Annotated in this window: 21 protein-coding genes; 1 reads left to right on the top strand and 20 read right to left on the bottom strand. The window is 58.1% G+C overall.

Annotated features, from left to right (window positions below; genetic code table 11):
• Positions 1-190 precede the first annotated feature (190 nt).
• The 16 genes from GXP70_RS10205 to GXP70_RS10130 all read right to left on the bottom strand — a co-directional run bounded on the left by GXP70_RS10205 (position 191) and on the right by GXP70_RS10130 (position 16,307).
• Positions 191-1,216, bottom strand: coding sequence for a Gfo/Idh/MocA family protein (locus GXP70_RS10205; protein ID WP_162356366.1), 1,026 nt, complete (start codon positions 1,214-1,216; stop codon positions 191-193).
• Entirely contained in the window at positions 1,213-1,542 is a 330-nt protein-coding gene (locus GXP70_RS10200; protein WP_162356364.1) for a cupin domain-containing protein, read from the bottom strand. The genes GXP70_RS10205 and GXP70_RS10200 overlap by 4 nt, the downstream gene beginning before the upstream one ends.
• A 142-nt stretch (positions 1,543-1,684) precedes the next feature.
• Positions 1,685-1,882 (bottom strand): hypothetical protein, encoded by a 198-nt coding sequence (locus GXP70_RS10195; protein ID WP_162356362.1) that lies wholly within the window; start codon positions 1,880-1,882, stop codon positions 1,685-1,687.
• 10 nt (positions 1,883-1,892) lie between these two features.
• Positions 1,893-2,069, bottom strand: coding sequence for a YfhD family protein (locus GXP70_RS10190; RefSeq protein WP_162356360.1), 177 nt, complete (start codon positions 2,067-2,069; stop codon positions 1,893-1,895).
• Positions 2,070-2,200: 131 nt separating this feature from the next.
• The gene (gene dnaJ / locus GXP70_RS10185; RefSeq protein ID WP_162356358.1) at positions 2,201-3,331 is read right to left on the bottom strand and encodes a molecular chaperone DnaJ; all 1,131 of its coding nucleotides are present in this window, start codon (positions 3,329-3,331) and stop codon (positions 2,201-2,203) included.
• Positions 3,332-3,469: 138 nt separating this feature from the next.
• Positions 3,470-5,308 (bottom strand): molecular chaperone DnaK, encoded by a 1,839-nt coding sequence (gene dnaK / locus GXP70_RS10180; protein WP_162356356.1) that lies wholly within the window; start codon positions 5,306-5,308, stop codon positions 3,470-3,472.
• Positions 5,309-5,357: 49 nt separating this feature from the next.
• Positions 5,358-5,909 carry a nucleotide exchange factor GrpE gene (gene grpE, locus GXP70_RS10175; RefSeq protein WP_162360405.1) on the bottom strand — a complete coding sequence of 184 codons (552 nt, stop codon included), beginning with the start codon at positions 5,907-5,909 and terminating at the stop codon, positions 5,358-5,360.
• Positions 5,910-5,998: 89 nt separating this feature from the next.
• A complete protein-coding gene (gene hrcA / locus GXP70_RS10170) occupies positions 5,999-7,024 on the bottom strand; it encodes a heat-inducible transcriptional repressor HrcA (RefSeq protein ID WP_162356355.1) in 1,026 nt (341 codons plus the stop codon).
• Positions 7,025-7,222: 198 nt separating this feature from the next.
• Complete coding sequence (locus GXP70_RS10165; protein WP_225442745.1) at positions 7,223-7,621, bottom strand: TM2 domain-containing protein; 399 nt, start codon at positions 7,619-7,621, stop codon at positions 7,223-7,225.
• Between the two features lie 163 nt (positions 7,622-7,784).
• Positions 7,785-8,252 (bottom strand): N-acetyltransferase, encoded by a 468-nt coding sequence (locus GXP70_RS10160; protein WP_162356353.1) that lies wholly within the window; start codon positions 8,250-8,252, stop codon positions 7,785-7,787.
• A gap of 113 nt (positions 8,253-8,365) precedes the next feature.
• Positions 8,366-9,520: a radical SAM family heme chaperone HemW gene (gene hemW / locus GXP70_RS10155; RefSeq protein WP_162356351.1), complete on the bottom strand. Its 1,155-nt coding sequence runs from the start codon at positions 9,518-9,520 to the stop codon at positions 8,366-8,368.
• Positions 9,521-9,773: 253 nt separating this feature from the next.
• Positions 9,774-11,591 carry a translation elongation factor 4 gene (gene lepA / locus GXP70_RS10150; protein ID WP_162356349.1) on the bottom strand — a complete coding sequence of 606 codons (1,818 nt, stop codon included), beginning with the start codon at positions 11,589-11,591 and terminating at the stop codon, positions 9,774-9,776.
• A gap of 65 nt (positions 11,592-11,656) precedes the next feature.
• On the bottom strand, positions 11,657-12,118 hold the full coding sequence (locus GXP70_RS10145) for a hypothetical protein (RefSeq protein WP_162356347.1): 462 nt from the start codon (positions 12,116-12,118) through the stop codon (positions 11,657-11,659).
• A gap of 41 nt (positions 12,119-12,159) precedes the next feature.
• Positions 12,160-13,533, bottom strand: coding sequence for a stage II sporulation protein P (spoIIP, locus tag GXP70_RS10140; protein ID WP_162356345.1), 1,374 nt, complete (start codon positions 13,531-13,533; stop codon positions 12,160-12,162).
• A gap of 277 nt (positions 13,534-13,810) precedes the next feature.
• Entirely contained in the window at positions 13,811-14,815 is a 1,005-nt protein-coding gene (gene gpr, locus GXP70_RS10135) for a GPR endopeptidase (RefSeq protein ID WP_162356343.1), read from the bottom strand.
• A gap of 193 nt (positions 14,816-15,008) precedes the next feature.
• Entirely contained in the window at positions 15,009-16,307 is a 1,299-nt protein-coding gene (locus GXP70_RS10130; protein WP_162360403.1) for an ISNCY family transposase, read from the bottom strand.
• A gap of 177 nt (positions 16,308-16,484) precedes the next feature.
• Here GXP70_RS10130 and rpsT point away from each other — a divergent pair, with 177 nt between their 5' ends.
• Entirely contained in the window at positions 16,485-16,757 is a 273-nt protein-coding gene (rpsT, locus tag GXP70_RS10125) for a 30S ribosomal protein S20 (protein ID WP_162356341.1), read from the top strand.
• A 1,285-nt stretch (positions 16,758-18,042) separates the two neighbouring features.
• On the opposite strand, the gene holA is transcribed toward rpsT, so the two are convergent.
• From holA to GXP70_RS10105, 4 genes are all read right to left on the bottom strand, one after another.
• Entirely contained in the window at positions 18,043-19,065 is a 1,023-nt protein-coding gene (gene holA, locus GXP70_RS10120) for a DNA polymerase III subunit delta (protein ID WP_162356340.1), read from the bottom strand.
• Positions 19,066-19,380: 315 nt separating this feature from the next.
• Positions 19,381-20,619 carry an anti-sigma factor family protein gene (locus GXP70_RS10115; protein ID WP_162356338.1) on the bottom strand — a complete coding sequence of 413 codons (1,239 nt, stop codon included), beginning with the start codon at positions 20,617-20,619 and terminating at the stop codon, positions 19,381-19,383.
• On the bottom strand, positions 20,616-21,164 hold the full coding sequence (locus tag GXP70_RS10110) for an RNA polymerase sigma factor (RefSeq protein ID WP_162360402.1): 549 nt from the start codon (positions 21,162-21,164) through the stop codon (positions 20,616-20,618). The genes GXP70_RS10115 and GXP70_RS10110 overlap by 4 nt, the downstream gene beginning before the upstream one ends.
• A 252-nt stretch (positions 21,165-21,416) precedes the next feature.
• Positions 21,417-22,376: a D-2-hydroxyacid dehydrogenase gene (locus GXP70_RS10105; protein ID WP_162356337.1), complete on the bottom strand. Its 960-nt coding sequence runs from the start codon at positions 22,374-22,376 to the stop codon at positions 21,417-21,419.
• Positions 22,377-22,423 lie beyond the last annotated feature (47 nt).

Genomic DNA, 22,423 nt, shown 5'->3' with positions numbered 1-22,423 from the left:
TCCCCCTGTTATTCAACGTTGATCATGTATGCATGCATAAACCTATGACGTCTATTCTACACTAGAAGCCCGATCCGCACAAAATCCCGTCGCATGCCCGCCATGCGCAAACAAGCCCGTTTCCTCGCGGAAACGGGCTGCGGCGTTGGACGGCAGGCGCGGCTGCCTCTCCTGCCTATTCGTCTCGGCCTTATCTCGTCGCGATGTAGCTTGCCGGCGCAACAACGGCGCCCTTGCTCGACGAATCGCCGATGGCGAACAGCGTCGCCAGCGTCTGCAGATTGTCCCTGCCGGAGGTCGACGGCGCTTTCCCGCCGGCGATGCTGGCGGCAAACTCCGCCAGCACGCCGTGAATGCTCTCCTTGCCGCTCGGCAGCGGACCTTCGTGGTACGGTACGAAGCGTCTGTTCTGCTCCGCATCGACGACATAGACGCCGTAGCCCTGACCCAGATCGGCCAGGTGAACGGAGCCGTGCTCGCACTGAATCCGCCACTCGCCCTCCCAAGGCGTCGCCAGCCCTTTCGATACGAGGCTGCCCAGGTAGAAGACCGGCATGCCGTTCTCGAGCTCCATGCGCGCCTGCACGTTCGGGTGACCGCTGTACATGCTGCCCTCGACGTTCCACGTATGACCCGAAACGTTTCGGATATTGGCATCGAACAAGAAGCGAACCATGTCGATATGATGCACCGCCATTTCAAGCAGCATGAAATTCGGCATCGTCTGCTGATAGTCTTTGCCGAAATGGTCGTAACAGAATTGAACGTCGGCGAACATCGGCTTCCCGGCCTCCGCGATCGCCGCCTTGAGCGACCTCACCGCGTTGATGTACCTGTAGTTCTGGCTGACCATCAGCACGCGCCCCTGCCGTTCGGCCAGATCGACCAGCTCGCATGCTTCCGCCATGTCGACGACGAACGGCTTCTCGACCAGGACATGCAGGCCTTGCTCCAGCGCCGCCTTGCAGATCGCATAGTGATACGGCGATGCCGCCGTCACGAAGACCGCGTCGGCTTCGCAGGAGCGGAACGCCTCGTTATAATCCGTATACCGGTTCGCTGCCGCAACCCCGAGCTCTTCCGCGCACGCGTTCAACCGATCCGGGTTGATCTCCGCGACGCCCGCGAACTTGAAATCCGGCGACTGCGCGACGAACGCCTTGGCGACGCCGAAGCCGTGCATGCCCAATCCGACTTGAATCATACGCAATGTCATTCCCCGATCCCTCTCTCTCGATGCAAATGTCCGTGAAGACCGCCTTCCGGCATGATGCCGTAGCAGTAGACGGCGACCATGTCCTCCGTCACGAGCAGCGAATGCTCGTCGCCCGCCTTGGTCAGCACCATGTCGCCCGCTCCGATCTCGTACGTATCGCCTTCCGTCGTGCACGTTCCCCTGCCGCTTACGATGATCCAGTATTCGTTGCAGCTGTGATAATGCAGCTCCACCGTATCTCCCGCCTTCAACCGATTGACGCCGTAATGGCTGATCTCGCTCCATGGCGGAGCGTTCTGCGGTTCATGCTGCCTGATAACCGGCACGATCGATCCTCTCCCATCCTCATTGACTGCCCAAGCCTTCTTATTCTGCCATAATAGAGATCGCTTTCACAAGCCTGCACGGCAAAAAATGCCACCCTCCGCGGCCTGCGCGGGGAATGGCATTCGTCTTCAACCGCTGTCGTTATTCATCATTATCGGCGGTGCCGCCGGTCTGTCTGATGACGTGCAGCGCACGGTCCATCAGTTCGTCGCCGACGTCGGCCGTCAGCGAGGCGCCGTCGGCGCCTTGATCGATCTGCTCGATCCGCAGGAACTGCAGCTTGCGCTGCGCTTCCCGGGCGCGAGCGCCGTCCTGAAACGTCGCATGGAGCGTGGCCACGGGAACCGTCCTACAAGAGCCGCTGCGCTTGCTGCGTAGCGTTCGCCTGCGCTCTCGCGTCCGCTTCCTGGGCGCGCTTCATCGCGATGCGGTCGGCTTCGTCCGCCTGCTCCGCCGAAAACTCCACGTCTTCGTTTTTACCGATCGGCAGGTTGCCGAAGTTTTGCTTTTCCAGGTTTTCGCTCATGGTCATTCTCCTTCGTGTCTGAAATGAACTAACACGAAGGTTAGCATCGGCCAACGACCGCGATCTTATGCCCGGAAGCCGCGGCGATACCTAAGCATATGCTTCCGATGCGGGTTTTCTCACGAAAACCTTTAATCCCCCCGGAACGCTTTCTTCATCCGCTCGAAAATCGTCTCGTGGTGCTCCTGCGGCGTTTCGCCGGAGCCGCCGGCGCCTCCGGTCGCGAGCTGCCGGAACAGCTCCTTCTGCTCTTCGCTCAAGCTCGTCGGCGTGACGACCGTTACTTTCACGTGCTGGTCGCCTTGGCCGTAGCCGCGCAGCCGCGGCACCCCTTTGCCCTTCAGCCGGAAGTACGTGCCCGTCTGCGTGCCCGCGGGAATCTTCAGCTTCACTTTCTCGTTCAGCGTCGGGATTTCGATCTCGTCGCCGAGCGCCGCCTGCGCGAACGTCAGCGGCACTTCGCAGTAGATGTCGTCGTTCTCCCGCTCGAAGAAGTCATGCGGCTTCACGCGGATGACGATATACAAGTCGCCGGAAGGACCGCCGCGCGTGCCGCTCTCGCCTTCGCCGGTCAAGCGGATTTGCGCGCCTTCGTCGACGCCCGCCGGGATTTTCACGTTGATCTTGCGGTTCTTCTTCACTTTGCCCGCGCCGTGGCAGGTCGTGCACTTCTCTTTGATGACTTTACCGGAGCCGCCGCAATTCGAGCATGCGCGGCGATTGACCATGCGGCCGAACGGCGTGTTCTGCACGACTTCCTGCTGGCCGGTGCCGCGGCAGACGCCGCAGGTCTCAGGCTTCGTGCCGGGCTTGGCGCCCGAGCCCGCGCATGTATCGCAGTTCTCGGTGCGCGGAATCGTAATTTCGGTTTCTTTGCCGAACACGGCTTCCTTGAATTCGATCGTCATCGTGTACTGCAAATCGTTGCCGCGCTGCGGCGCGTTCGGATCGCGCCGGCCTCCGCCGCCGAAGAACATGTCGAAGATATCGCCGAAGCCCCCGTTGAAATCGGCGCCGCCTCCGCCGCCAAACCCTTGGTTCGGGTCGACATGCCCGTATTGGTCGTACTGCGCGCGCTTGCCGTCATCGCTGAGGACGTCGTACGCTTCCTTGACTTCCTTGAACTTGGTTTCCGCGTCCGCTTCCTTGTTCACGTCCGGATGGTATTGGCGAGCCAGCTTCCGGTACGCCTTCTTGATCTCGTCCTCGTTCGCGCCTTTCCCAACGCCGAGCACTTCGTAATAATCCCGCTTATTAGCCAAAATCCGTCACCCCGTCTCCTATTTACGCTGCTTTCTCTCTCCGACTGCGCCAAACAGACGAAAAACGGCTGCGCCGTCCACAATTGCACGGACGGCGCACCGTTTACGCTAAACGAATCGCATGCTTATCGCAGCGGCTTACTTCTTGTCGTCGACGACTTCGTAGTCGGCATCGACTACATTGTCTTTGCCGCCTTGCGGGCCGCCCGCTTCCGGACCTGCGCCTTCCGCGCCGCCGGCTGCCTGCGCCTGCTCATACAGCTTCACGGACAGCTGTTGAATGATTTCCGTCAGCTCTTGCGTCGCTGCATTGATTTTCTCGACGTCGTCGGTCGCGATCGCCGCGGTTACTTTCTCTTTTGCTTCGTTCGCCTTCGCGATTTCGCCGGCGTCTACTTTGTCGCCCAGATCTTTGATCGTCTTGTCGACGGAGTAGACCAGCTGATCCGCGTTGTTCTTCGCTTCGACCAGCTCGCGGCGCTTGCGGTCTTCTTCCGCGTTCAGCTCGGCATCTTTCATCATACGATCGATTTCTTCATCCGACAAGCCGCCGGAGGACGTAATCGTAATTTTTTGGCTCTTGCCGGTGCCTTTGTCGAGCGCGGATACGTTAACGATACCGTTCGCATCGATGTCGAACGTCACTTCGATTTGCGGTACGCCGCGCGGAGCCAGCGGGATATCGCCCAGCATGAAGCGGCCCAGCGTTTTGTTGCCGGCAGCCATTTGACGCTCGCCTTGCAGGACGTGAATCTCAACGCTTGGCTGATTGTCCGCATACGTCGAGTACACTTGCGATTTGCTCGTCGGGATCGTCGTGTTGCGGTCGATCATTTTCGTGAACACGCCGCCCGCCGTTTCGATGCCGAGCGACAATGGCGTTACGTCGAGCAGTACGACGTCTTTCACGTCGCCGGTCAGCACGCCCGCTTGCACCGCCGCGCCGAGCGCAACGACTTCGTCCGGGTTAACGCCTTTATGCGGCTCTTTGCCGATCAGCTTCTTAACGGCTTCCTGCACGGCAGGAATACGCGTCGATCCGCCTACAAGCACGACTTTATCGATTTGGCTCGGGGAAATGCCGGAATCGCTCAGCGCTTGGCGAGTCGGGCCGAGCGTACGCTCGACGAGCGCCGCGGACAGCTCTTCGAATTTCGCGCGGGTCAGGCTCAGCTCCAAGTGCTGCGGCACGCCGTCAACCATCGTGATGAAAGGCAGGGAAATCGTCGACGTCAGCATGCCGGAAAGCTCTTTCTTCGCTTTCTCGGCCGCGTCCTTCAGACGTTGAACGGCCGCTTTGTCCTTGGACAGGTCGACGCCTTGCTCTTTCTTGAATTCGGACACGAGGTAGTCGATGATCACTTGGTCGAAGTCGTCGCCGCCGAGACGGTTATCGCCGCTCGTCGCTTTGACTTCGAAGAAGCCGTCGCCCAGCTCGAGGATCGATACGTCGAACGTACCGCCGCCAAGGTCATAGACGAGGATCGTCTGATCTTCGGATTTCTCAAGCCCGTAAGCCAATGCGGCAGCCGTCGGCTCGTTGACGATACGCAGCACTTCGAGACCCGCGATTTTGCCGGCGTCTTTGGTTGCTTGGCGCTGGCTGTCGTTGAAGTACGCAGGAACCGTGATAACGGCTTGCGTTACGGATTGGCCCAGGTAAGCTTCCGCGTCGGCTTTCAGCTTCTGCAGGATGATGGCGGAAATTTCTTGCGCCGAATAGTCTTTGCCGTCGATGACTTCCTTGTGGTTCGTACCCATATGGCGCTTGATCGACATGATCGTGCGGTCCGGGTTCGTGATCGCCTGGCGCTTCGCGGCTTCGCCGACGATGCGCTCGCCGTCTTTCTTGAAGCCGACGACGGACGGGGTCGTGCGGTTGCCTTCCGGATTCGGAATGACGACGGCTTCGCCGCCCTCCATTACCGCTACGCAAGAGTTTGTTGTTCCAAGGTCGATACCGATTACTTTACTCATAAGTAGAAATCCTCCTTAAGTGGATATGGAAAATATAGGAATCTGGGCATTACCCGCTCACTTTCACCATTGCGGGACGCAGCACTTTATCTTTCAGCATGTAGCCTTTCTGAACTTCTTCGACGACGATGCCTTCCTCGAATTCATCGGATTCCACCTGCATGATCGCTTGGTGGAATTCGGGATTGAACGGCTGTCCGACGGTTTCCATCGTCTTCAGGCCCTCCGCCTCGAGCACGCCTTCCACTTGGCGGAAAATCATGTCCACGCCTTTGGAGAACGACTCCACGTCGCCGCCCGTTTTCGCGGCTTCGATCGCGCGGCCGAAGTTGTCGATGACCGGCAGCAGCTGCCCGATCAATTTCATCGATGCGTACTGCGCGAGCTCCTCGCGCTCCTTCGCCGTACGGCGGCGGAAATTATCGAAATCGGCTTGCGCGCGCAAGTACCGCTGCTGATTCTCGTCCGCCAGACGCGTCAGCTCGGCAATTCGGCCGTCTTCGGCGCCCTCCGCTTCAACTTCGTTGACCGTTTCCTGTTCCTCGTTCGTTGCCTGGTCCGTCTCTTGCTTATGTTCTTCTTCTGTATGCTGTTCATTCACAGACACGCGTATCGACACCTCCTGAAAATAATCCTTCTGATTGGTTCGCGCAGTTCCAAGGGCGAATGTTCGCTGCCGGACATTCTCGATCACTTGTACCAGCGGCTGAGCAGCTTCGCCATGTCTCGGGAGAAGATGTTCAACAGGCTGATGACTTTGCCGTAATCCATTCTTGTCGGTCCAAGTATGCCGATCGTGCCGAGCGACTTGCCCTCGATGGAGTAGGTCGCCGTAATGAGACTGCAATTGTTGATCGCTTCATGCGTATTTTCTGTTCCGATGCGTACTTGAATACCGCTTGGAAGCGCATTGAACATCTGCATGATCGTAGGCGTTTCTTCCAACAGATCCAGCAGCGTCTTCACCTTGTCGACATCCTTGAATTCCGGCTGGGTGAGCATGTTCGTCGTCCCGCTCATGAAGACGCGGTGGTCGTTCTCGCTCTCCAGCGTTTGATCCAGAATGCCGAGCAGCCGTTCGAACTGGTCTGCGTAGCGGCCCAGCTCCTGGCCGACTTCCGAATGCAATTTCGATTTCAGGCGGACAAGCGGGACGCCGACGAGCTTGGCGTTCAAGATCGTAACCGCCTGCTGCATCTCCTCCATGTTCATGTCTTCCGGGAGGGAGATGGTCCGGTTCTCGACATGGCCGGTGTTGGTGACGATGATCGCCACGGCCGTGTCCTGCGTCAGCGGCACCAGTTGAAAATGTTTCAGCGACGTCGTGAACGTCTCCGGTCCGAGCACGATGCTCGTGTAATTCGTCATATTCGACAGAATCATCGCCGCATGCTGGATAATTTGCTCCATCTGGTTCATTTTCTCGGTCACGAAAGAGCGCACCAGCTGCATTTCCTGTTCATTGACTTGGCTTAGCTTGACGAGATGATCGACGTAATAACGATAGCCTTTGATCGAAGGGATGCGGCCTGCGGAAGTGTGCGGCTGTTCCAGGAAGCCAAGCTCCTCCAGATCGGCCATTTCGTTGCGGATCGTCGCCGGGCTGAAGCTGACGTCGCTGCGCTTCGAAATGCTGCGTGAACCGATAGGCTCCGCCGAACGGATATAATCGTCGATGATGACATTCAAAATCATTCGCTGCCGGTCGGTTAACATCGCAGTCCCTCCATAATCGCAAAATCGGATCGCCCTCGGGCGGCTCCGTTATCGTCTCATTCACCGTCGTTAGCACTCGATAGCGTTGAGTGCTAATCATTAATACAAAAATACCAAACCGGCTTAACCATTGTCAAGTCGGTTCGGCATTTTGCAACGACTATTTCAATAAAATCGTCCATCGCCCGCTTAACGATTTTAGACGTAATAGGGATTCGGTTTAAAGAGTAAAATGAAAAAATCGATTAGCGCGCCGATCCCGAAAATCCCCCATGTGAAAAAATAAAGAATCCCCGTTCCTACCTTCCCTTCGTAAAACCGATGAGCGCCCAATACCCCCAGAAAAAAACAGAGCGCCAGCGCGACCCATTTGTTTTTTTGTTTCCCCGCTCCATACACGCCCGCTACGTTCGTGTTCGTATTCGTATTCACGTTCGAATTATTAATCACGATATTCGGTTGCGCGCTTTTCAATTCTTCTACCTGAAGTCCGCACATCGTGCATATCACGGCATCGGCATGGATCGTTGCCGCGCAATGTTTGCAATATTTCGTTTTTATGGCAGGATCGTTCGAAACAAAGGCTGTCTGAGTCACAAATAACGCACTCCTTATGTAGGTAGGATAAAAGAATCATATAACCTGCCTATATTTTAGCATATTTTCCCGTTTAACAGTGTATTTTGCAGGATTTTGAAGCGTGCGCTCACAAAAAAACGCCAGGTCCAATTGATTTGGAACTGGCGATTCGAGCTTGGAATCAGTTGAGCATCTTAAGCACCGCGATCTCGTCGCAGGCATGCTGCTTCGGGCAATTCACGCAGTCGGTCCACACTTTCTCGGGGAAAATCTCTTTGTTCACGACCGTAAAGCCGTTCTTCTCGAAGAAATGAACCTCGTAGGTCAGCGCCATGATCTTCGGGATGTGCTGTTCCTTCGCTTCTATGATCAACTGGTCCACCAGCTTGCTGCCGATGCCCATTCCTTTGTAGCCCTCCGAAATGCCGAGCGAACGGATTTCCACCAGATCGGCCCCGAGCCGGGTCAACGAGCCGCAGCCCACGACGTCATCGCCCACCTCGGCCACGACGAACGTATCGATCTGGCGCTTCAGCGTTTCGCGCGATCGCGGCAGCATGATTCCTTTCTCAGCGTAACCGGCAATTAAATCCGCCAATATTTCGATATCGTCTTCGGTCGCTCTTCTGCATACCGCTACCGCTTCCATCGCTTGCGCCTCCATCCTTAAGCATTACGTCATGTAGCTTGATTCAATACGAATAAATATACAACACAGTGCATTTCTACACAAGAACAAATTGTCAAAAATCAAGCGGAAAATCAGCCGAGAAACGCGCCGAACACTTCGTTGCCTAGCGGGATGCCCCGCTTCGAAAGCCGGTACCCGCCGCCGCGGCCTTCCACGGCTTCGATCAGTCCCTGCCGCAGCAGCTTCTCGAGCGGCTCGCCGAAGCAGCCCTCGAGCGTCCGTCCCGGGAATTGCAGCGCGAAATCGCCGTTCCTTACCCCTGTCAGCATGCGAAGACCGACCATCATGAAATCTTCCATCGCTTCTTCGTCCGATACGCCGTTCGTCTCGAGACGCGGGAGGCGCGTCGCCGCGGCATCCAGGTACGGCTGTATGCCTTTGATATTGACATGCCGTTCCCCGCGCGCGTAGCCGTGCGCTCCTGCGCCCAAGCCGTAATACGGCTCGTTGCGCCAATACGTAATATTGTGCCGGCTCTCGAAGCCCGGCTTGGCGAAATTGCTGATTTCATAATGGTCATAGCCGGCCGCCGTCAGCTTGTCGATCAGCAGCATGTACATCGCCAGCTCGTCCTCTTCGGGCGGCAGCGGCAGCTCGTTGCGTTCGTACAACGCGTGGAACAGCGTGTTCTCTTCCACCTTCAAGCCGTACAGGGAATAATGAGGAAGCTCCAGCGCAAGCGCCTTGGCTACGCTGTCCGACAGCTGCTCGACCGTCTGGCCAGGCAAGCCGAACATCAAGTCGATAGACAGATTATGAACGCCCGCCGTTCGCGCGTTCTCGATGCTGCGGTACACGTCGTCCACGTTATGGATGCGCCCGATGCGTTCCAGCAGGCCGTTGTCGAACGACTGCACGCCGAAGCTGATCCGGTTGACGCCGCCCTCGCGCATCGCCTGCAGCTTCTCCGAATCCGTCGTTCCCGGATTCGCTTCCATCGTAAACTCCGCATCCGGATGAATCGGGAAATGCCGCTTCACCGAAGCGAGAAACCGTTCCATCTGCGGCGGCGTCAGCACCGTCGGCGTCCCGCCGCCGACGAACACGGTCCGGATCTCTTCCGGCGGCAGCGCCTTCGCGGTCATGACCATCTCCCGCTCCAATGCGTCGAGATACGCATCGACAGGCTGCCCCCGCAACACATACGAAGTGAAATCGCAATAATGGCACTTATGCGTGCAGAACGGGATATGAATATAAAGCGCGCGAGGCGCGTGGGTAAGCATATGCATTCCTCCAAGGTCTTGCATTCAGTTGCCGTTAGGCTTGGGGCTTGCGACTTCGTCCTACAAGCTTCCATAAATAAAAAAAGGAAGCGAGTCTGCTCCCTTAAAAAAGATAATAGAGGACAAGCCGGAAGATCGGTAAGGAGATGAAGCAACGAAGTGGTCGCCTTTGTAACCGGATTTCAACCTTTGAAAATTGTTCATGAAATCCGGGTACAACAGCGAGCGGAATCCCTTACCGATCTGGAGGCTCTTAGTCCTCGTCTATCTTGAGCACCGCCATGAACGCTTCCTGCGGCACCTCGACGCTGCCGACCTGCTTCATGCGCTTCTTGCCTTCCTTCTGCTTGTCCAGCAGCTTCCGTTTCCGGCTGATGTCGCCGCCGTAACACTTGGCAAGGACGTTCTTGCGCATCGCTTTGACCGTTTCGCGCGCGATGACTTTATTGCCGATCGACGCCTGGATGGGCACCTCGAACATTTGACGCGGAATGAGCTCCTTGAGCTTCTCGCAAATGATCCGGCCGCGATTGTAGGCGCGGTCGCGGTGCACGATGACGGACAAGGCGTCGACCTGCTCGTTGTTGAGCATGATGTCCATCTTGACCAGCTTCGATTGACGGTAGCCCGAGAGCTCGTAGTCGAAGGAAGCATAGCCTTTCGTGCTGGATTTCAACTGATCGAAGAAGTCGTACACGATCTCCGACAGCGGCATGTCGTACGTCAGCGTGACGCGGTTCGTGTCCAGATACTCCATGTTCACGAACTCGCCGCGCTTGCCCTGGCACAGCTCCATGATCGCGCCGACGAAATCGTTCGGCACGATGATGGCCGCTTTGACATACGGTTCTTCGACGTATTCGATCTTGCCGACTTCCGGGTAATTGGACGGATTGTCGATCTCGAGCACTTCGCCGTTCGTCTGCGTGACGCGGTATATAACGCTCGGCGCCGTCGTGATCAGCGGAATGTTGAATTCGCGCTCGATCCGCTCCTGGATAATCTCCATATGGAGCAGGCCGAGGAAGCCGCAGCGGTAGCCGAAGCCGAGCGCCGTCGACGATTCCGCTTCGTAGCGAAGCGAAGCGTCGTTCAGCTCCAGCTTCTCCAGCGCGTCGCGCAAATCGTTGTAATCCTGCGTTTCGATCGGATACAGGCCGCAGAACACCATCGGGTTGATTTTGCGGTAACCCGGGAGCGCTTCGAGCGCCGGCTTCTTCACGTCCGTGATCGTATCCCCGACGCGGGTGTCCTTCACGTTCTTGATGCCCGCGACGACGAAGCCGACATCGCCGACGGACAGTTCGCCGACGATGCCCATGCGCGGCATGAACGCTCCGACCTCGATGACTTCGAACTCCGCGCCCGTCGCCATGAAGCGGATTTTCTTGCCTGCCTTGATGCTGCCGTCGATGACGCGCACGTAGACGATAACGCCTTTGTACGGATCATAGTGCGAGTCGAAAATGAGCGCTTTGAGCGGCTCGTCCGGATCGCCGGTCGGCGCCGGAACCTTCGTCACGACCTGCTCCAGAATTTCCTTGATGCCGATGCCGGCTTTCGCGGAAGCATGCACCGCGTCGCTGGCGTCAAGGCCGATGACGTCCTCGATCTCCTGCTTGACGCGTTCCGGCTCTGCGCTCGGCAGGTCGATCTTGTTCAGCACCGGAATGATTTCGAGATTGTTGTCGAGCGCCAGGTACACGTTCGCCAGCGTCTGGGCCTCGATGCCCTGAGCCGCATCGACCACGAGCAGCGCGCCTTCGCAGGCTGCGAGGCTGCGGGAGACCTCGTACGTAAAGTCGACGTGTCCCGGCGTATCGATCAGATTGAGAATATATTCCTCGCCGTCGTCGGCTTTGTAGCCGAGACGAACGGCCTGCAGCTTTATCGTAATGCCGCGTTCGCGTTCCAAGTCCATTTGGTCAAGCACTTGCTCCTGCATTTCGCGGGACGACAGCGCGCCGGTAAATTCGAGAATCCGGTCGGCCAGCGTCGATTTCCCATGATCGATATGGGCAATGATGGAGAAGTTTCTAATTCGTTTTTGTCTTTCGCGTACGTCCGCCATGCTTAACCCCCAGAGGTACCTAAATGCTAATCATCATTGTATTATACCAGCTTGGGCAAAGGCCATCAATCCGTTACCTTCTCAAAAAAGGAAACGACCATGCGGATCCCCTTCGACGAGATCGACTGCAGCACGCCGGCCGTGCCGTCGGCAACCTCGTTCACCGTCGATTCGCTCCGCGTATCCGGCAGCCCCGGAAGCCGCTTCGCGAGCTCTTCCTGCAGCATCCGCTCGTATTCGCGCCGAATTTCCTCTTCGGTGCGCCCATGCTGCGCGTCGGCGACCGTCATCTGCCGCAGCGGAGCGACTTCGTCCTCGGGCAGCCGCTCAGCGCCAACGGCGCCGGATGCGCTCTTCTCCCATCCCTCTTCGCTGCCCGCCGCAGCCGCCGATTGGTTCGCTGACGCGCCGCCGTCGACCGGACCGTAGATCCGTTCAATGCCGCTCGTTGCGATATCGATGCCGAACAGGACGATCAGAGCGACCGCTCCCCCGACGAATGCCGTTTTCAACGTATGACGACGCATAATCCGTTTCCCCCTTTAGTATCCCATCCGGCCGCAAACGATTATTTCGTCTTCGTTTGCGGAGCCGATACCTTCTCGTCCTGCCAGTACAGATCCGAAATGACCTTCGCCAGCACGTCGATCGTCCGGTACGATTCCGCCAGCGTGTTGTCGACGCCGCCGACCTCGATCAGCACGCTGTCCGGCGCGATCGACTGATTGTATTCGCCGTTGCCGCTTGCCGTCGTCTTGGCCCATATGCCGTGCGACAAGCCGGGATATTGGCTGTTCAGCTTGTCGTTGATCGAGCTCGCGAACGCCTCGTTCTTCTCCCAGTTCGGGTTCGCGTGCCCGATGATCAGAAACACCTGCGCGTAATCCTTGCCGTCGATCGTGACCGTGGTATCCTTGCGGCGCTTCGAGTCGCGATGGATGTCGAAGAAGAATTTCAGCTCTTTATTCGTCGAGAGCGCCGCCAGAACCGATTGCTTGGAATATTTATAGGATAGGTTCCAATTGTAGTTTTTAATCGCCGTCGGATAATCCGTCCCCGAATGGAGCGCGCCGATGCCGACCTTCCCCAAGTCCTCGGCCAGACGCTTGCCGAGCAACGTAATATTCGTCGTCGGGGATTCCGGTAGCTTCTTGTTGCTGACTTCCGGGTACCACGATTCGCGGGCGTGGGAATGGTAGATGAAGACGACGTTCTTCCCTCCCGTCGTCGGCTTCGCCGGATCGGCGGGCACGGGCTTGCCGCTGCCGCTGTCCGTCCCTGCCGTGTCGCCGGGCTTGCCGCCGGAAGCTTCTCCGGGTGTATCGCCGGATGTATTGCCAGGCGCATCGCCGAACTTTCCGCCGGACGATTGGCCATCGTTTCCGCTGTCAACGCTTCCCGTATCGGCGCTTCCCGTGTCGCCGGGATCGTGATCGGGGCGGTCGGCGTCGGACAAGCCGTCCGTCGTATCCGCATCGTTGCCGCCGTTGTCCGGAATCGATTCATGATCCTCGGGCTCGACCGCGGCGCCTTCGCCCGTTCCGCCTTGCAGCAGCGTCGCTTTATCGCTGTCCAGTCCCGGATACTGGCTGGCCAGCAGACTTTTGGGATCGTCAGGGTTAATGTCCGTCAACAGACGAACGAGGAAACTGCCGATTCGATGGCCGGAAATCGACGATGGCTCGTCGGGCTTGGCCGTTCCCGGCATTTCCATGGCGAGCATGTCCGCAAACAATCCGTTTCCGACAGAGGCCGCGAAGCCTTTCATGGAAGACACCGGCGACGTTGAGGCTTTCTGCTGCACGATCATGCCGATGCCGACGACAAGAACAAGGACCATCGATCCTAATGACAGCAGGGCGAAGGTGCGTCCGGCAACGAGCAGCCGCCTGAGCCGCAGGCTGCTTTTGCCGAGGTTGAGCGTCATTATGATTCGTTTCATTCGCGTTGTTCCTCCCAGTTCCTCGATTGATTTGCTTGCCTGAACCAGGCTTGATTCCATCATATGAAGACAAGCCGTTTGCTAGAACCGAAAGTTTAATAGAACGCTAGAATGCCTGCCTCGCTGACAGATGCGAGATAAGAGATTTATAGATTCGCGGTCCGTTATCTTGACGGGAGCGGACATGACAAAAAAGCCCCCGCCCATAAGAGGCGGGGACTTGCGCAGGCCGGCGAACCGCCGGCTGCCGATCTGCCGGCCGAGCTGCGCGGCAGGATCAGTGCGTATAAGCGGCGACGTTGGTCTTGTCGACCGCTTCGTGAAGCGCGGCGTTCAGCCCGCTGGCGACGATGTTGGCGATGTCCTCGATGAACTGGTCGATTTCCTTCGGCGTCACGAGCAGGTCGTGGCCAAGCGGCCCGAGCGCCTCGCGGACGAGCTGCAGACGCTCGTTCTCGTCAATGGAATCCAGCAGCCCCATGAACCCGTCGGCCTGCCCCGCATGCCGCATCAGATGCTCCCGCAGCAGGTCGATGCTGTTGCTGACGATCGTGGACGCGTACAGCACCGTCGGCACGCCGATCGCGACGACGGGCACGCCGAGAATGTCCTTCGTCAGCCCGCGCCGCTTGTTGCCGATGCCGGAACCGGGATGGATGCCGGTATCGGCGATCTGGATCGTCGTGTTCACCCGTTCCAGCGCTTTCGATGCAAGCGCGTCGATGGCGATAATGAGATCCGGCTTGGATCGGTCGACGATCCCCTGCACGATATCGCTCGACTCGATGCCGGTAATGCCGAGCACGCCGGGCGCGATCGCGCTGACGTTCCGGTAGCCCGGCGCCACTTCATTCGGCATCAGCTCGAAGAAATGCCGCGTCACGAGCGTGTTCTCGACCACGATCGGGCCGAGCGCGTCCGGCGTGACGTTCCAGTTGCCAAGGCCGACGATCAGTACGTTGGCGGCTTTGCCGACGCCGATCCGCTCCAGGAAGCCGGCGAATTCCTGCGCGAGCTTCGTGGCGACGCGATCCTGCAGGCCGGTATCCTGCTTGCGCAGCTCCGGCACCTCGAACGTGACGTAATGGCCGATCATTTTCCCCATAATGCGCGAGCCTTCTTCGGTCGTAATATCCAGACGGGTTATCTTGATGCCGTCGTCGTCCGTCACCTCGGACAATACCCCGGGCACCGGGCCGTTTCCGCCGGATTCCGCCAGTTCCTTCGCTTCCAGCGCCAGGTCGATGCCGACGTTAAACCGCTGCAGATCCAGGTCACTCATAGAATAAGGGCGCTCCTTCCATCTTCGAATGACATTAGTTTGCGGAAGCCGAACGCGAATTATGCGATGCTTGGCGGAGACGAACGCAGAATATAAGCGGAATCGAAGCGCCGGATGCTATGTCAATTGTCTGAGAGAATGTCACCCTAACTGTTCTGTGAAAATGTCACCCCCGTTGAGTTTAAAGCCACCGTCAGGTGGCTTGGTTTCGGCCTTGCATTGTGGTATTCTGAATCTGTTTTTGGTGTACCTGATACGTCCTTTTCCAAGGATGGTCAGCGGCGGGTTTGCGTGGCTGCGCAATACCCGCTTTTTTATTGGGCTTCTTCTCCGCCTGTCGGACCGCTTTCGTGGTCTCCTTCAGCATTAAGGCCTCTCCGTTGTGCCAGATCAGCAAGGCCCCGCTAAGTGTCTCTCGGACCTCGACAACGGATTTGGCATCCCAGTGTCCCGGTACCGCCTTGGCGAAGGTGTAAATCCTCCCGCCGTACGAAAGCGTTCGGCCCGTACCCAGCTTACGATGTTCACGTGTCGTGAATACATGCTCTAAGCGTACGTCCTTGCCAAGCTTGCGGTAAGCGGAGTCGGCAGATACGGGGGCTACGGCAAACTGCTTGTTGTGCTTGGCGATAAGCTTGGGGAGTGCCTTATTGGCCTCCTCGATGGTCGATACACCGAGCAATCGCAGCTCAATGACGAGGCGGTCCTGCAGCGTCACCCAGAGGCGCTCAATGCGGCCCTTGGCTTGCGGCGTGACGGCCTTGATGTGTTCGATGCCCAATTCATGCATAGCCTTGCCAAAGTGCGAGAGGGGCTTGGTCATGCCAGCAAGCTGCTGCTCCAAGGTAAGTTTCTCGTTCGGCGAACGGAAGATGGTGTGGCGATCGCTGTAGAGTCCGAGTGGGATGCCTTGTTTCTTGATTCCCTGCATCATCACAAGCGAATACCCTTCGCGGCATTCAGTGGGCATGAATACGGCGCCTGTCACGATGCCGGTAGCGTCGTCGATGGCGGCGTGAAGGGCAAAGACAGGGGCACGATCCTCGAGCCAAGCATACGGAGTTGCGTCGATCTGCCAAAGCATACCGACTTGGGAGCGACGTTTACGGGGCTGGTGCACCTTCGAACGTCTACGCTGTTTCGCCGATTTCAAACCCTTGGTGAGGAGAATGCGACGTGTGCTGACGCCGCTTAGTTCAATCCCCTCATGCTCAGCAAGCAGTTCGGCAAAGTGACAGCTGTTGCTGCCTTGATACTTTTGTGTGTAAAGTTCCGCGACTCGATCCTTGATTTCCGCGGACAAGGCATGAACGGGCTTACGTCCGCGATTGCCGTGAGCGATCCCCCCAGCGTTTCCGACTTGATAACGTTTTTTCAGACGTTGAACCTGTCTAACCGAAAGCCCCAGCAGGGCAGCTCCTTCCTCATTCGTCATGTGTCCATCCAACACTTTCTCCACAACCAATACCTTCTTCAGCTCTGTGTTCGTCAATGTCATGGTCTCCTGTCTCATAGTGACATTATCTCAGAACAGTTACAGGGTGACATTATCACAGACGAACAACATCGAAGCGCCGGATGCTATTGCATTTTGTCCTTGCCCATGATAAACTATGTCAAGTTGTGTTTGTTACAAAGGGTTTTCCCTTTCTTACAGGAGGTGAATGCAATGCCAAACATTAAATCCGCAGTAAAACGCGTGAAAACAATCGAGAAACGCCGCGCTTTGAACGCTTCTCAGAAATCCGCGCTCCGCACGGCCGTTAAAGCTGCTGACCAAGCTGTTGTTGCTACTGATGTCGAAGCCGCTAAAGCTGCTCTGATCACTGCAACGAAGAAGCTGGACAAAGCTGTTACTAAAGGCCTGATCCATAAAAATGCAGCTGCTCGCAAAAAGTCGCGTCTGGCTAAGAAGCTGAACGCACTGAGCGCACAAGCCTAATCAAACGAAATGAAAGTCCTGCCTTTCGCCTTGGCGAAGGAGCAGGACTTTTTATGTTTTCTGCGGTTTTCTGCGATGCACCACCTTGTGCGGCGCTATCGTAAGCGTGGAATCGATGACCAAGGCTTCGCTGCTCGGCAGCCCCCGGTCCTCGGTCGCGGGTGGCATTGTCCGCTGCGTATGTGCCGTATGCGCCCTATACGCCGTATGCGCCGCCTTGGGAGTGCCCGCTCTGCTCGTTCTTACGAATCGTACACGCCTTAAACGGGTCATTTGAACGCCTGCAGCTCGCTTACGAATCAGAGACGCCTTATCTCGGTGAAAATGGCTTGTAGGCCGCTCGAAACGGTCAACTAACGACGCTGAAGTTCGTTTCAGCGCAGAAGTAAGGCAATGGGAGCGAATAGCGCCGCCTCGATTCATTAGCGACGATATCGCAGGCGTGGAATCGAATCGAGGACCGAGGCTTCGCTGCTCGGCAGCCCTCGGTCCCCGGTCGCGGGGGCATTGTCCGCTGCGTATGTGCCGTATGCGCCCAATACGCCGTATGCCCCGCCTTGGGAGTGCCCGCTCTGCTCGCTCTTACGAATCGTACACACCTTAAACGTGGGCATTTGAACGCCTGCAGCTCGCTTACGAATCAGAGACGCCTTATCTCGGTGAAAATGGCTTGTAGGCCGCTCGAAACGGCCAACTAACGACGCTGAAGTTCGTTACACCACAGAAGTAAGGCAATGGGAGCGAATAGCGCCGCCTCGATTCATTAGCGACGATATCGCAGGCGTGGAATCGAATCGAGGGCCGAGGCTTCGCTGCTCGGCAGCCCCCGGTCCCCGGTCGCGGGGGGATGGCCCGCATGGCAGCTTCCGCACACGGCCTCGCATACTTCGGCTTCGCTGCTCGGCAGCCCCCGGTCCCCGGTCGCGGGGGCATTGCCCGCATGGCAGCTTCCGCACACGGCCTCGCATACTTCGGCTTCGCTGCTCGACAGCCCTCGGTCCCCGGTCGCGGGGGCATTGCCCGCACAGCAGCTTCCGCACACGGCCTCGCATACTTCGACTCCGCTGCTCGGCAGCCCCCGGTCCACGGTCGTAGAGGGCATCGCCCCGCATGGCAGCTTCCGCACACGGCCTCGCATGCCTCGGCTTCGGGCTTCGCTCTACAGCAGCTCCTCGGCAGCCGCTAGGCCGTGCCGCAATGGGCACGCTGCGCCGCGAAGGGTTCGCGCTCCTTGCGGCGCCGCAAGGGGCACGGCCTGCGGCGCGGAGCGCACCGGCAGCGGCGCCTACGCCGCCAGCGACAGCAGAAACAGCTCCAGCCCCAGCGTCTTGTCCACGCGGCCCGTCTTCATGCCGTAATCCAGCTCCGCCAGCTTGCTCAGATGCCGTCCGAGCGTTTGGGGCGTGAACCGCCTTGCCTTCTCCGCGGCTAATTTCACGGCGTACGGATGAAGCCCCAATTGGCCGGCCATCTGCTGCGGCGAATAGTTATGCTGCTCAAGCTCTTTCACCTGCAGCATGATCCGGAACTGCCGGGCGATGAGCGCGGCGATCTTGATCGGCTCCTCCCGGCGCAGCAGCAGCTCCGCGTACAGCCGCAGCGCCTTCTCCACGTTCAGCGAAGCCATCGCGTCGATCAGCGCGAATACGTCTTCCTCCACGGTCGACGCGATCAGCATTTCGACATCCTCGGCGGTAATCTGCCCGCCGCTGCCCGCATGCAGACATAGCTTGTCCACCTCGTGCGCAAGCTGCTGCATGTTCGAGCCCGTCCGGGCAAGCAAGAGCTGCGCGGCCTCGCGGCTCATGGATCTGGCTTGCTCTTCCGCCCGCTTGACCGTCCACTCTCGCAGCTCCTGCTCCTGCAGCTCCTGGAACGCGAGCAGCGCGTTCTGCTCCTTCAGCAGCTTCACGACTTTGCGTCGTTCATCGAGCTTCTCCGCCATCACTTGAAACACGACGACACTGCTCTCGCAAGGCTGCTTCAAGTAGGCGATCAGCGTTTCGGTGCTATGCTCCAGCTTGCCCTCCTTGCCCTGCGCCGCGGCAAGCACGGACACGTCCCGAATGAGCACGAGCTTGCGCGATGCGAAGAACGGCATCGTATCGGCCTCGGCGACCGCCTCCTCGACCGGCGTCTCCGACGTGTCGTACTTCACGATGCCGAGCTCCCGTTCATCCTCCGGCAGCAGCTTGTCCGTCAGCGCTTCGACGAACTGCCGCATCCGGTACCGGTCTTTCCCGTACAGCACGTAGACGGGGCGAAACGTCCCCGCTTTCCATTCCTTCGCGGCATCCTTCAGTTCCATCCGCTCGTCCCCCTATATATTATGCGAGCGAACTTGCAGCCGGCACTCCGGCAAGATCAGCAAAACTCGCTTCCAAAAGCATACGTTAAACAGTCATTCTAACGATAGCGCCATTCCGCCGAAAACGCAACAAAGGGATGCGGCAGCAAACGCCCATCCCTTCGTCCCCGAACATCTATATAAACATTCGCAAGCAGCGGCCCATGGTACCGGCTGCGAATGGTCATACGACGACAAGCCCCGCTCGATCGTCCCATGACTTCTCTTCCCTACACCATACGCGAACATCACGTCATGTGTGCATGGGCAGCTTCATTATTTGCTAGATTGCGTATGTTCCGTCCCGGCTTGCGGATCGACGACATACGTCACTTTGGAGCCGTCGGCCTGTACCGCGGTATAGGTCAGCTGCTTGCTGTCTTCCGACCATTTCAGGTCGGATATGCCGCTTCGCTTCTCTCCAAGGAAAACAGGCAGGCTGTCGCTGACCGTATAGATGCTGACCGCATCGTCGACGATGAACGCTTGGTAGGCCTTATTCGGCGAAATCGGCGACGCCATGACCGCGTTCGCGCTCGCGCTCGCGAAATCTTTCCTGTTGTCGTTCGCGGCGCTAAGCCCGTTCGGCTGGTTTCCGCCGCCGCTGTCGGCAGGCTTACCGGCAGCAGAACCGGCGTTGGCGCCGCCGGAAGAATTCGCATCCGACGCCGGCGGGTTCGCGCTGTTCGAAGCTGCGCCGTCGTCCGCGCTGTCCGATGCCTTGCCGCTGTCCCCTTGGGCTCCGCCGTTCTTAGCGGCCGCATCGTTCCCCTGATTGACGACGAGCGATTGATTCGGGGAGAACGCCTCGGGAGCGACATCCGCCTGGTCCTGCTCGCTGCCCGTAATCGGCGGCATCGGCTCGCCGTTCGGATCGACGGAAGCCAAGCCTTTCGCCAGCTGATCGCTCTTCGCCGAACCGTTCGCCGCGCTCTTCGTCGTGACATCGCTGTAGGCTTTATCGTCCGAGCTGGCGGGAGCCGTGCCCGTCGATTCCGTAGAGCCGCTGTTCGACATGATCGAAGTCGAAGCGCTGTCGTTCGCCGCGTTGCTGCTGGCATCCGCCGTCATGCTGGCGGTGCTATTGCCGCTGTCCCGCACCGTATGCGCGCCTTGATTGCTCAAGTAGAACATGCCGAGCAGCACGCCGGCTGCCACGACGCCGCCGCCTGCCGTCATCGGAAGCCAGCGCCGCCAGCCGCCCGCGGTCTTCTTCGGCCGCCGCGGAGCCGCCGGTTCAACCCCGCCGATCACGATATTCGGCAGCGGCGACGACGGTTCGGGAGCGGATGGTTGAAGCTCGGCCAGCTTGGGTAATATCGCATCGACCAGGCTGTAGCTTGGCACGACTTTAGGCAAATTTTCAAGACCCGCAGAAAGCAGCTTCAGCCGCTCGAACATGGCTGCGCAGTCGGAGCAATGCCGCGTATGATTCATCAAGATTTCGGTTTCCCGTTCATCCAGGTCGCCGTCAAGCTGCCGTTGCATATAGTCCATCACCTCTTGACAATTCATCCTCGGACACCTCCTCTCTGGTAGTCGTGCAGGTAGGTTTGCAGCTGCTGTCTTGCCCGGAATAAGTATGATTTCACCGTATTGAGCGGCAAATCGAGCGAATCCGCGATTTCATTGTACGAGAAGTCCTGCAAGTACCTGAGTACGACGACGGCCCGATGATGTTCGGGAAGCTTGTCGATCGCTTGGCGGATATCCTGCGCCGTATAGGACGACATCACATCCTCTTCGACGGAATGGCGGTCCTGAAAAACCATCTCATGCTCGTCGATGGACACGGTCGGCTTGTTCCGCCTGAACTTGTCGATGCAGATATTCGTGACGATCCGCTGAACCCAGGTTTTGAACTGCGCCTTCTCCTCGTACGTGCCGATTTTGGTATAAATGCGAATCAGGGCCTCCTGAGCGGCATCCATCGCATCCTGCTCGTTGTTGACGATATAGTATGCGGTGCGGTACACATGATTCTCAATTTGGCGCAAAAGAGCAATAAGAGCTTCGCCATCGCCGGATTGCGCGGCTTTGATCAGGCCTGGCTCTACCACCACGGTGGTCCCCCCCTCTTGCAACTTAACAGACGGATAACGCGTCTCGAAAGTTGCACGGCATATGAACTTTTTTTATAAAAATTTTAGATGTTCGCGTTCTATAAATGATAAATGCGTGCGTTCAATAATGGGTTATAGAATTAGCGCTCCATTTAAAAAGGATAGCAGAAAATAAAAAGACCGTACACCCTGCCAAGGATTTACCAGCAGGGGCGCGGTCCTCATTCGTCTCGTGCCGCCAAGGCGACGTCAATACTGCGCGTTCAGGTCGACCAGATTGCGGCCCGGTACGCCGTGCGCGCGATAGTGCGCCAGATTATCGAGCACGATCTCCATGGCGCGATCCATGTAATGCTCCGTATTGCCTGCTTCATGCGGCGTCAGCACGACGTTGTCCAGCTCCCAGAGCGGATGGTTCTCCGGCAGCGGCTCCTGCTCGAACACGTCCAAGCCGGCGCCGGCAATGCCGCCGCTCCGCAAAGCGCCGATCAGCGCAGCCGTATCCGTCGTGGCTCCCCGGCCGATGTTGATGTAGAACGCGGTCGGTTTCATCGCTTCGAATTGGGCTTTGCCGAACAACAGCCTCGTTTCGCTTGTCAGCGGCAGGCAATTGACGACATAATCGCTCCGCGCCAGAATTTCGTTCAGTTTATCCAACCCCGCCATTTCATCCACGTTCTCGGCGTCCGCGCCGGATCTGCGAATGCCGAGCACGCGCATGCGGAACGCTTTCGCAAGGACGGCGATCTCGCCGCCGATCGCGCCGGCGCCGACGATGGCGATCGTGCGCCCGTGAGCTTCTCCGAGCATGGGCGAAGGCTGCCATTTCCCCGCCGACTGATTGCGAATGGCGCGATGCACGCCGCGCGTCAGCGACAGCAGCATGGCAAACACCGATTCGGATATTTGATATGGATGCACGCCCGACGCGTTCGTCAAGACAGCGCCTTGTGCCGAAAGGCGCTCGAGCGGGATCGAATCGACGCCGGCATTGATCGTCTGCAGCCATTTCAGGGCGATGTCCGCCTCGAACAGCGTCTTCTTCACGTCGCGGTTCCAGCCGATAATGACTTCGGCGGTTTTCAAATGCGCCCTGGCTGTCTCCGTATCGAGCGCCGATGCGTCGATGAAAGCCAATTCCGGCAGCGCCGTCCGAAGCGCCGCGATTTGTTCCGGCCGGAATGCCTCGACGGAAACGATCGTTCTCATGAGCAACGACTCCTCTCCTAATTGCATCAAACATTACCATCGGAAGG

It is taken from the genome of Paenibacillus lycopersici (genome assembly GCF_010119935.1).
Taxonomy (GTDB): domain Bacteria; phylum Bacillota; class Bacilli; order Paenibacillales; family Paenibacillaceae; genus Paenibacillus_Z; species Paenibacillus_Z lycopersici.
Note: the sequence above shows the minus strand (reverse complement) of the source record. Positions and strands in the feature narration are given on the sequence as shown.

Excerpts from the sequence above, each read along its gene's own strand:
- GXP70_RS10205 (WP_162356366.1), bottom strand. The coding sequence starts at position 1,216 with ATGACATTGCGTATGATTCAAGTCGGATTGGGCATGCACGGCTTCGGC.
- GXP70_RS10190 (WP_162356360.1), bottom strand. The coding sequence starts at position 2,069 with ATGAGCGAAAACCTGGAAAAGCAAAACTTCGGCAACCTGCCGATCGGT.
- dnaK (WP_162356356.1), bottom strand. The coding sequence starts at position 5,308 with ATGAGTAAAGTAATCGGTATCGACCTTGGAACAACAAACTCTTGCGTA.
- hrcA (WP_162356355.1), bottom strand. The coding sequence starts at position 7,024 with ATGTTAACCGACCGGCAGCGAATGATTTTGAATGTCATCATCGACGAT.
- GXP70_RS10160 (WP_162356353.1), bottom strand. The coding sequence starts at position 8,252 with ATGGAAGCGGTAGCGGTATGCAGAAGAGCGACCGAAGACGATATCGAA.
- hemW (WP_162356351.1), bottom strand. The coding sequence starts at position 9,520 with ATGCTTACCCACGCGCCTCGCGCGCTTTATATTCATATCCCGTTCTGC.
- lepA (WP_162356349.1), bottom strand. The coding sequence starts at position 11,591 with ATGGCGGACGTACGCGAAAGACAAAAACGAATTAGAAACTTCTCCATC.
- GXP70_RS10145 (WP_162356347.1), bottom strand. The coding sequence starts at position 12,118 with ATGCGTCGTCATACGTTGAAAACGGCATTCGTCGGGGGAGCGGTCGCT.
- spoIIP (WP_162356345.1), bottom strand. The coding sequence starts at position 13,533 with ATGAAACGAATCATAATGACGCTCAACCTCGGCAAAAGCAGCCTGCGG.
- gpr (WP_162356343.1), bottom strand. The coding sequence starts at position 14,815 with ATGAGTGACCTGGATCTGCAGCGGTTTAACGTCGGCATCGACCTGGCG.
- rpsT (WP_162356341.1), top strand. The coding sequence starts at position 16,485 with ATGCCAAACATTAAATCCGCAGTAAAACGCGTGAAAACAATCGAGAAA.
- holA (WP_162356340.1), bottom strand. The coding sequence starts at position 19,065 with ATGGAACTGAAGGATGCCGCGAAGGAATGGAAAGCGGGGACGTTTCGC.
- GXP70_RS10115 (WP_162356338.1), bottom strand. The coding sequence starts at position 20,619 with ATGAATTGTCAAGAGGTGATGGACTATATGCAACGGCAGCTTGACGGC.
- GXP70_RS10105 (WP_162356337.1), bottom strand. The coding sequence starts at position 22,376 with ATGAGAACGATCGTTTCCGTCGAGGCATTCCGGCCGGAACAAATCGCG.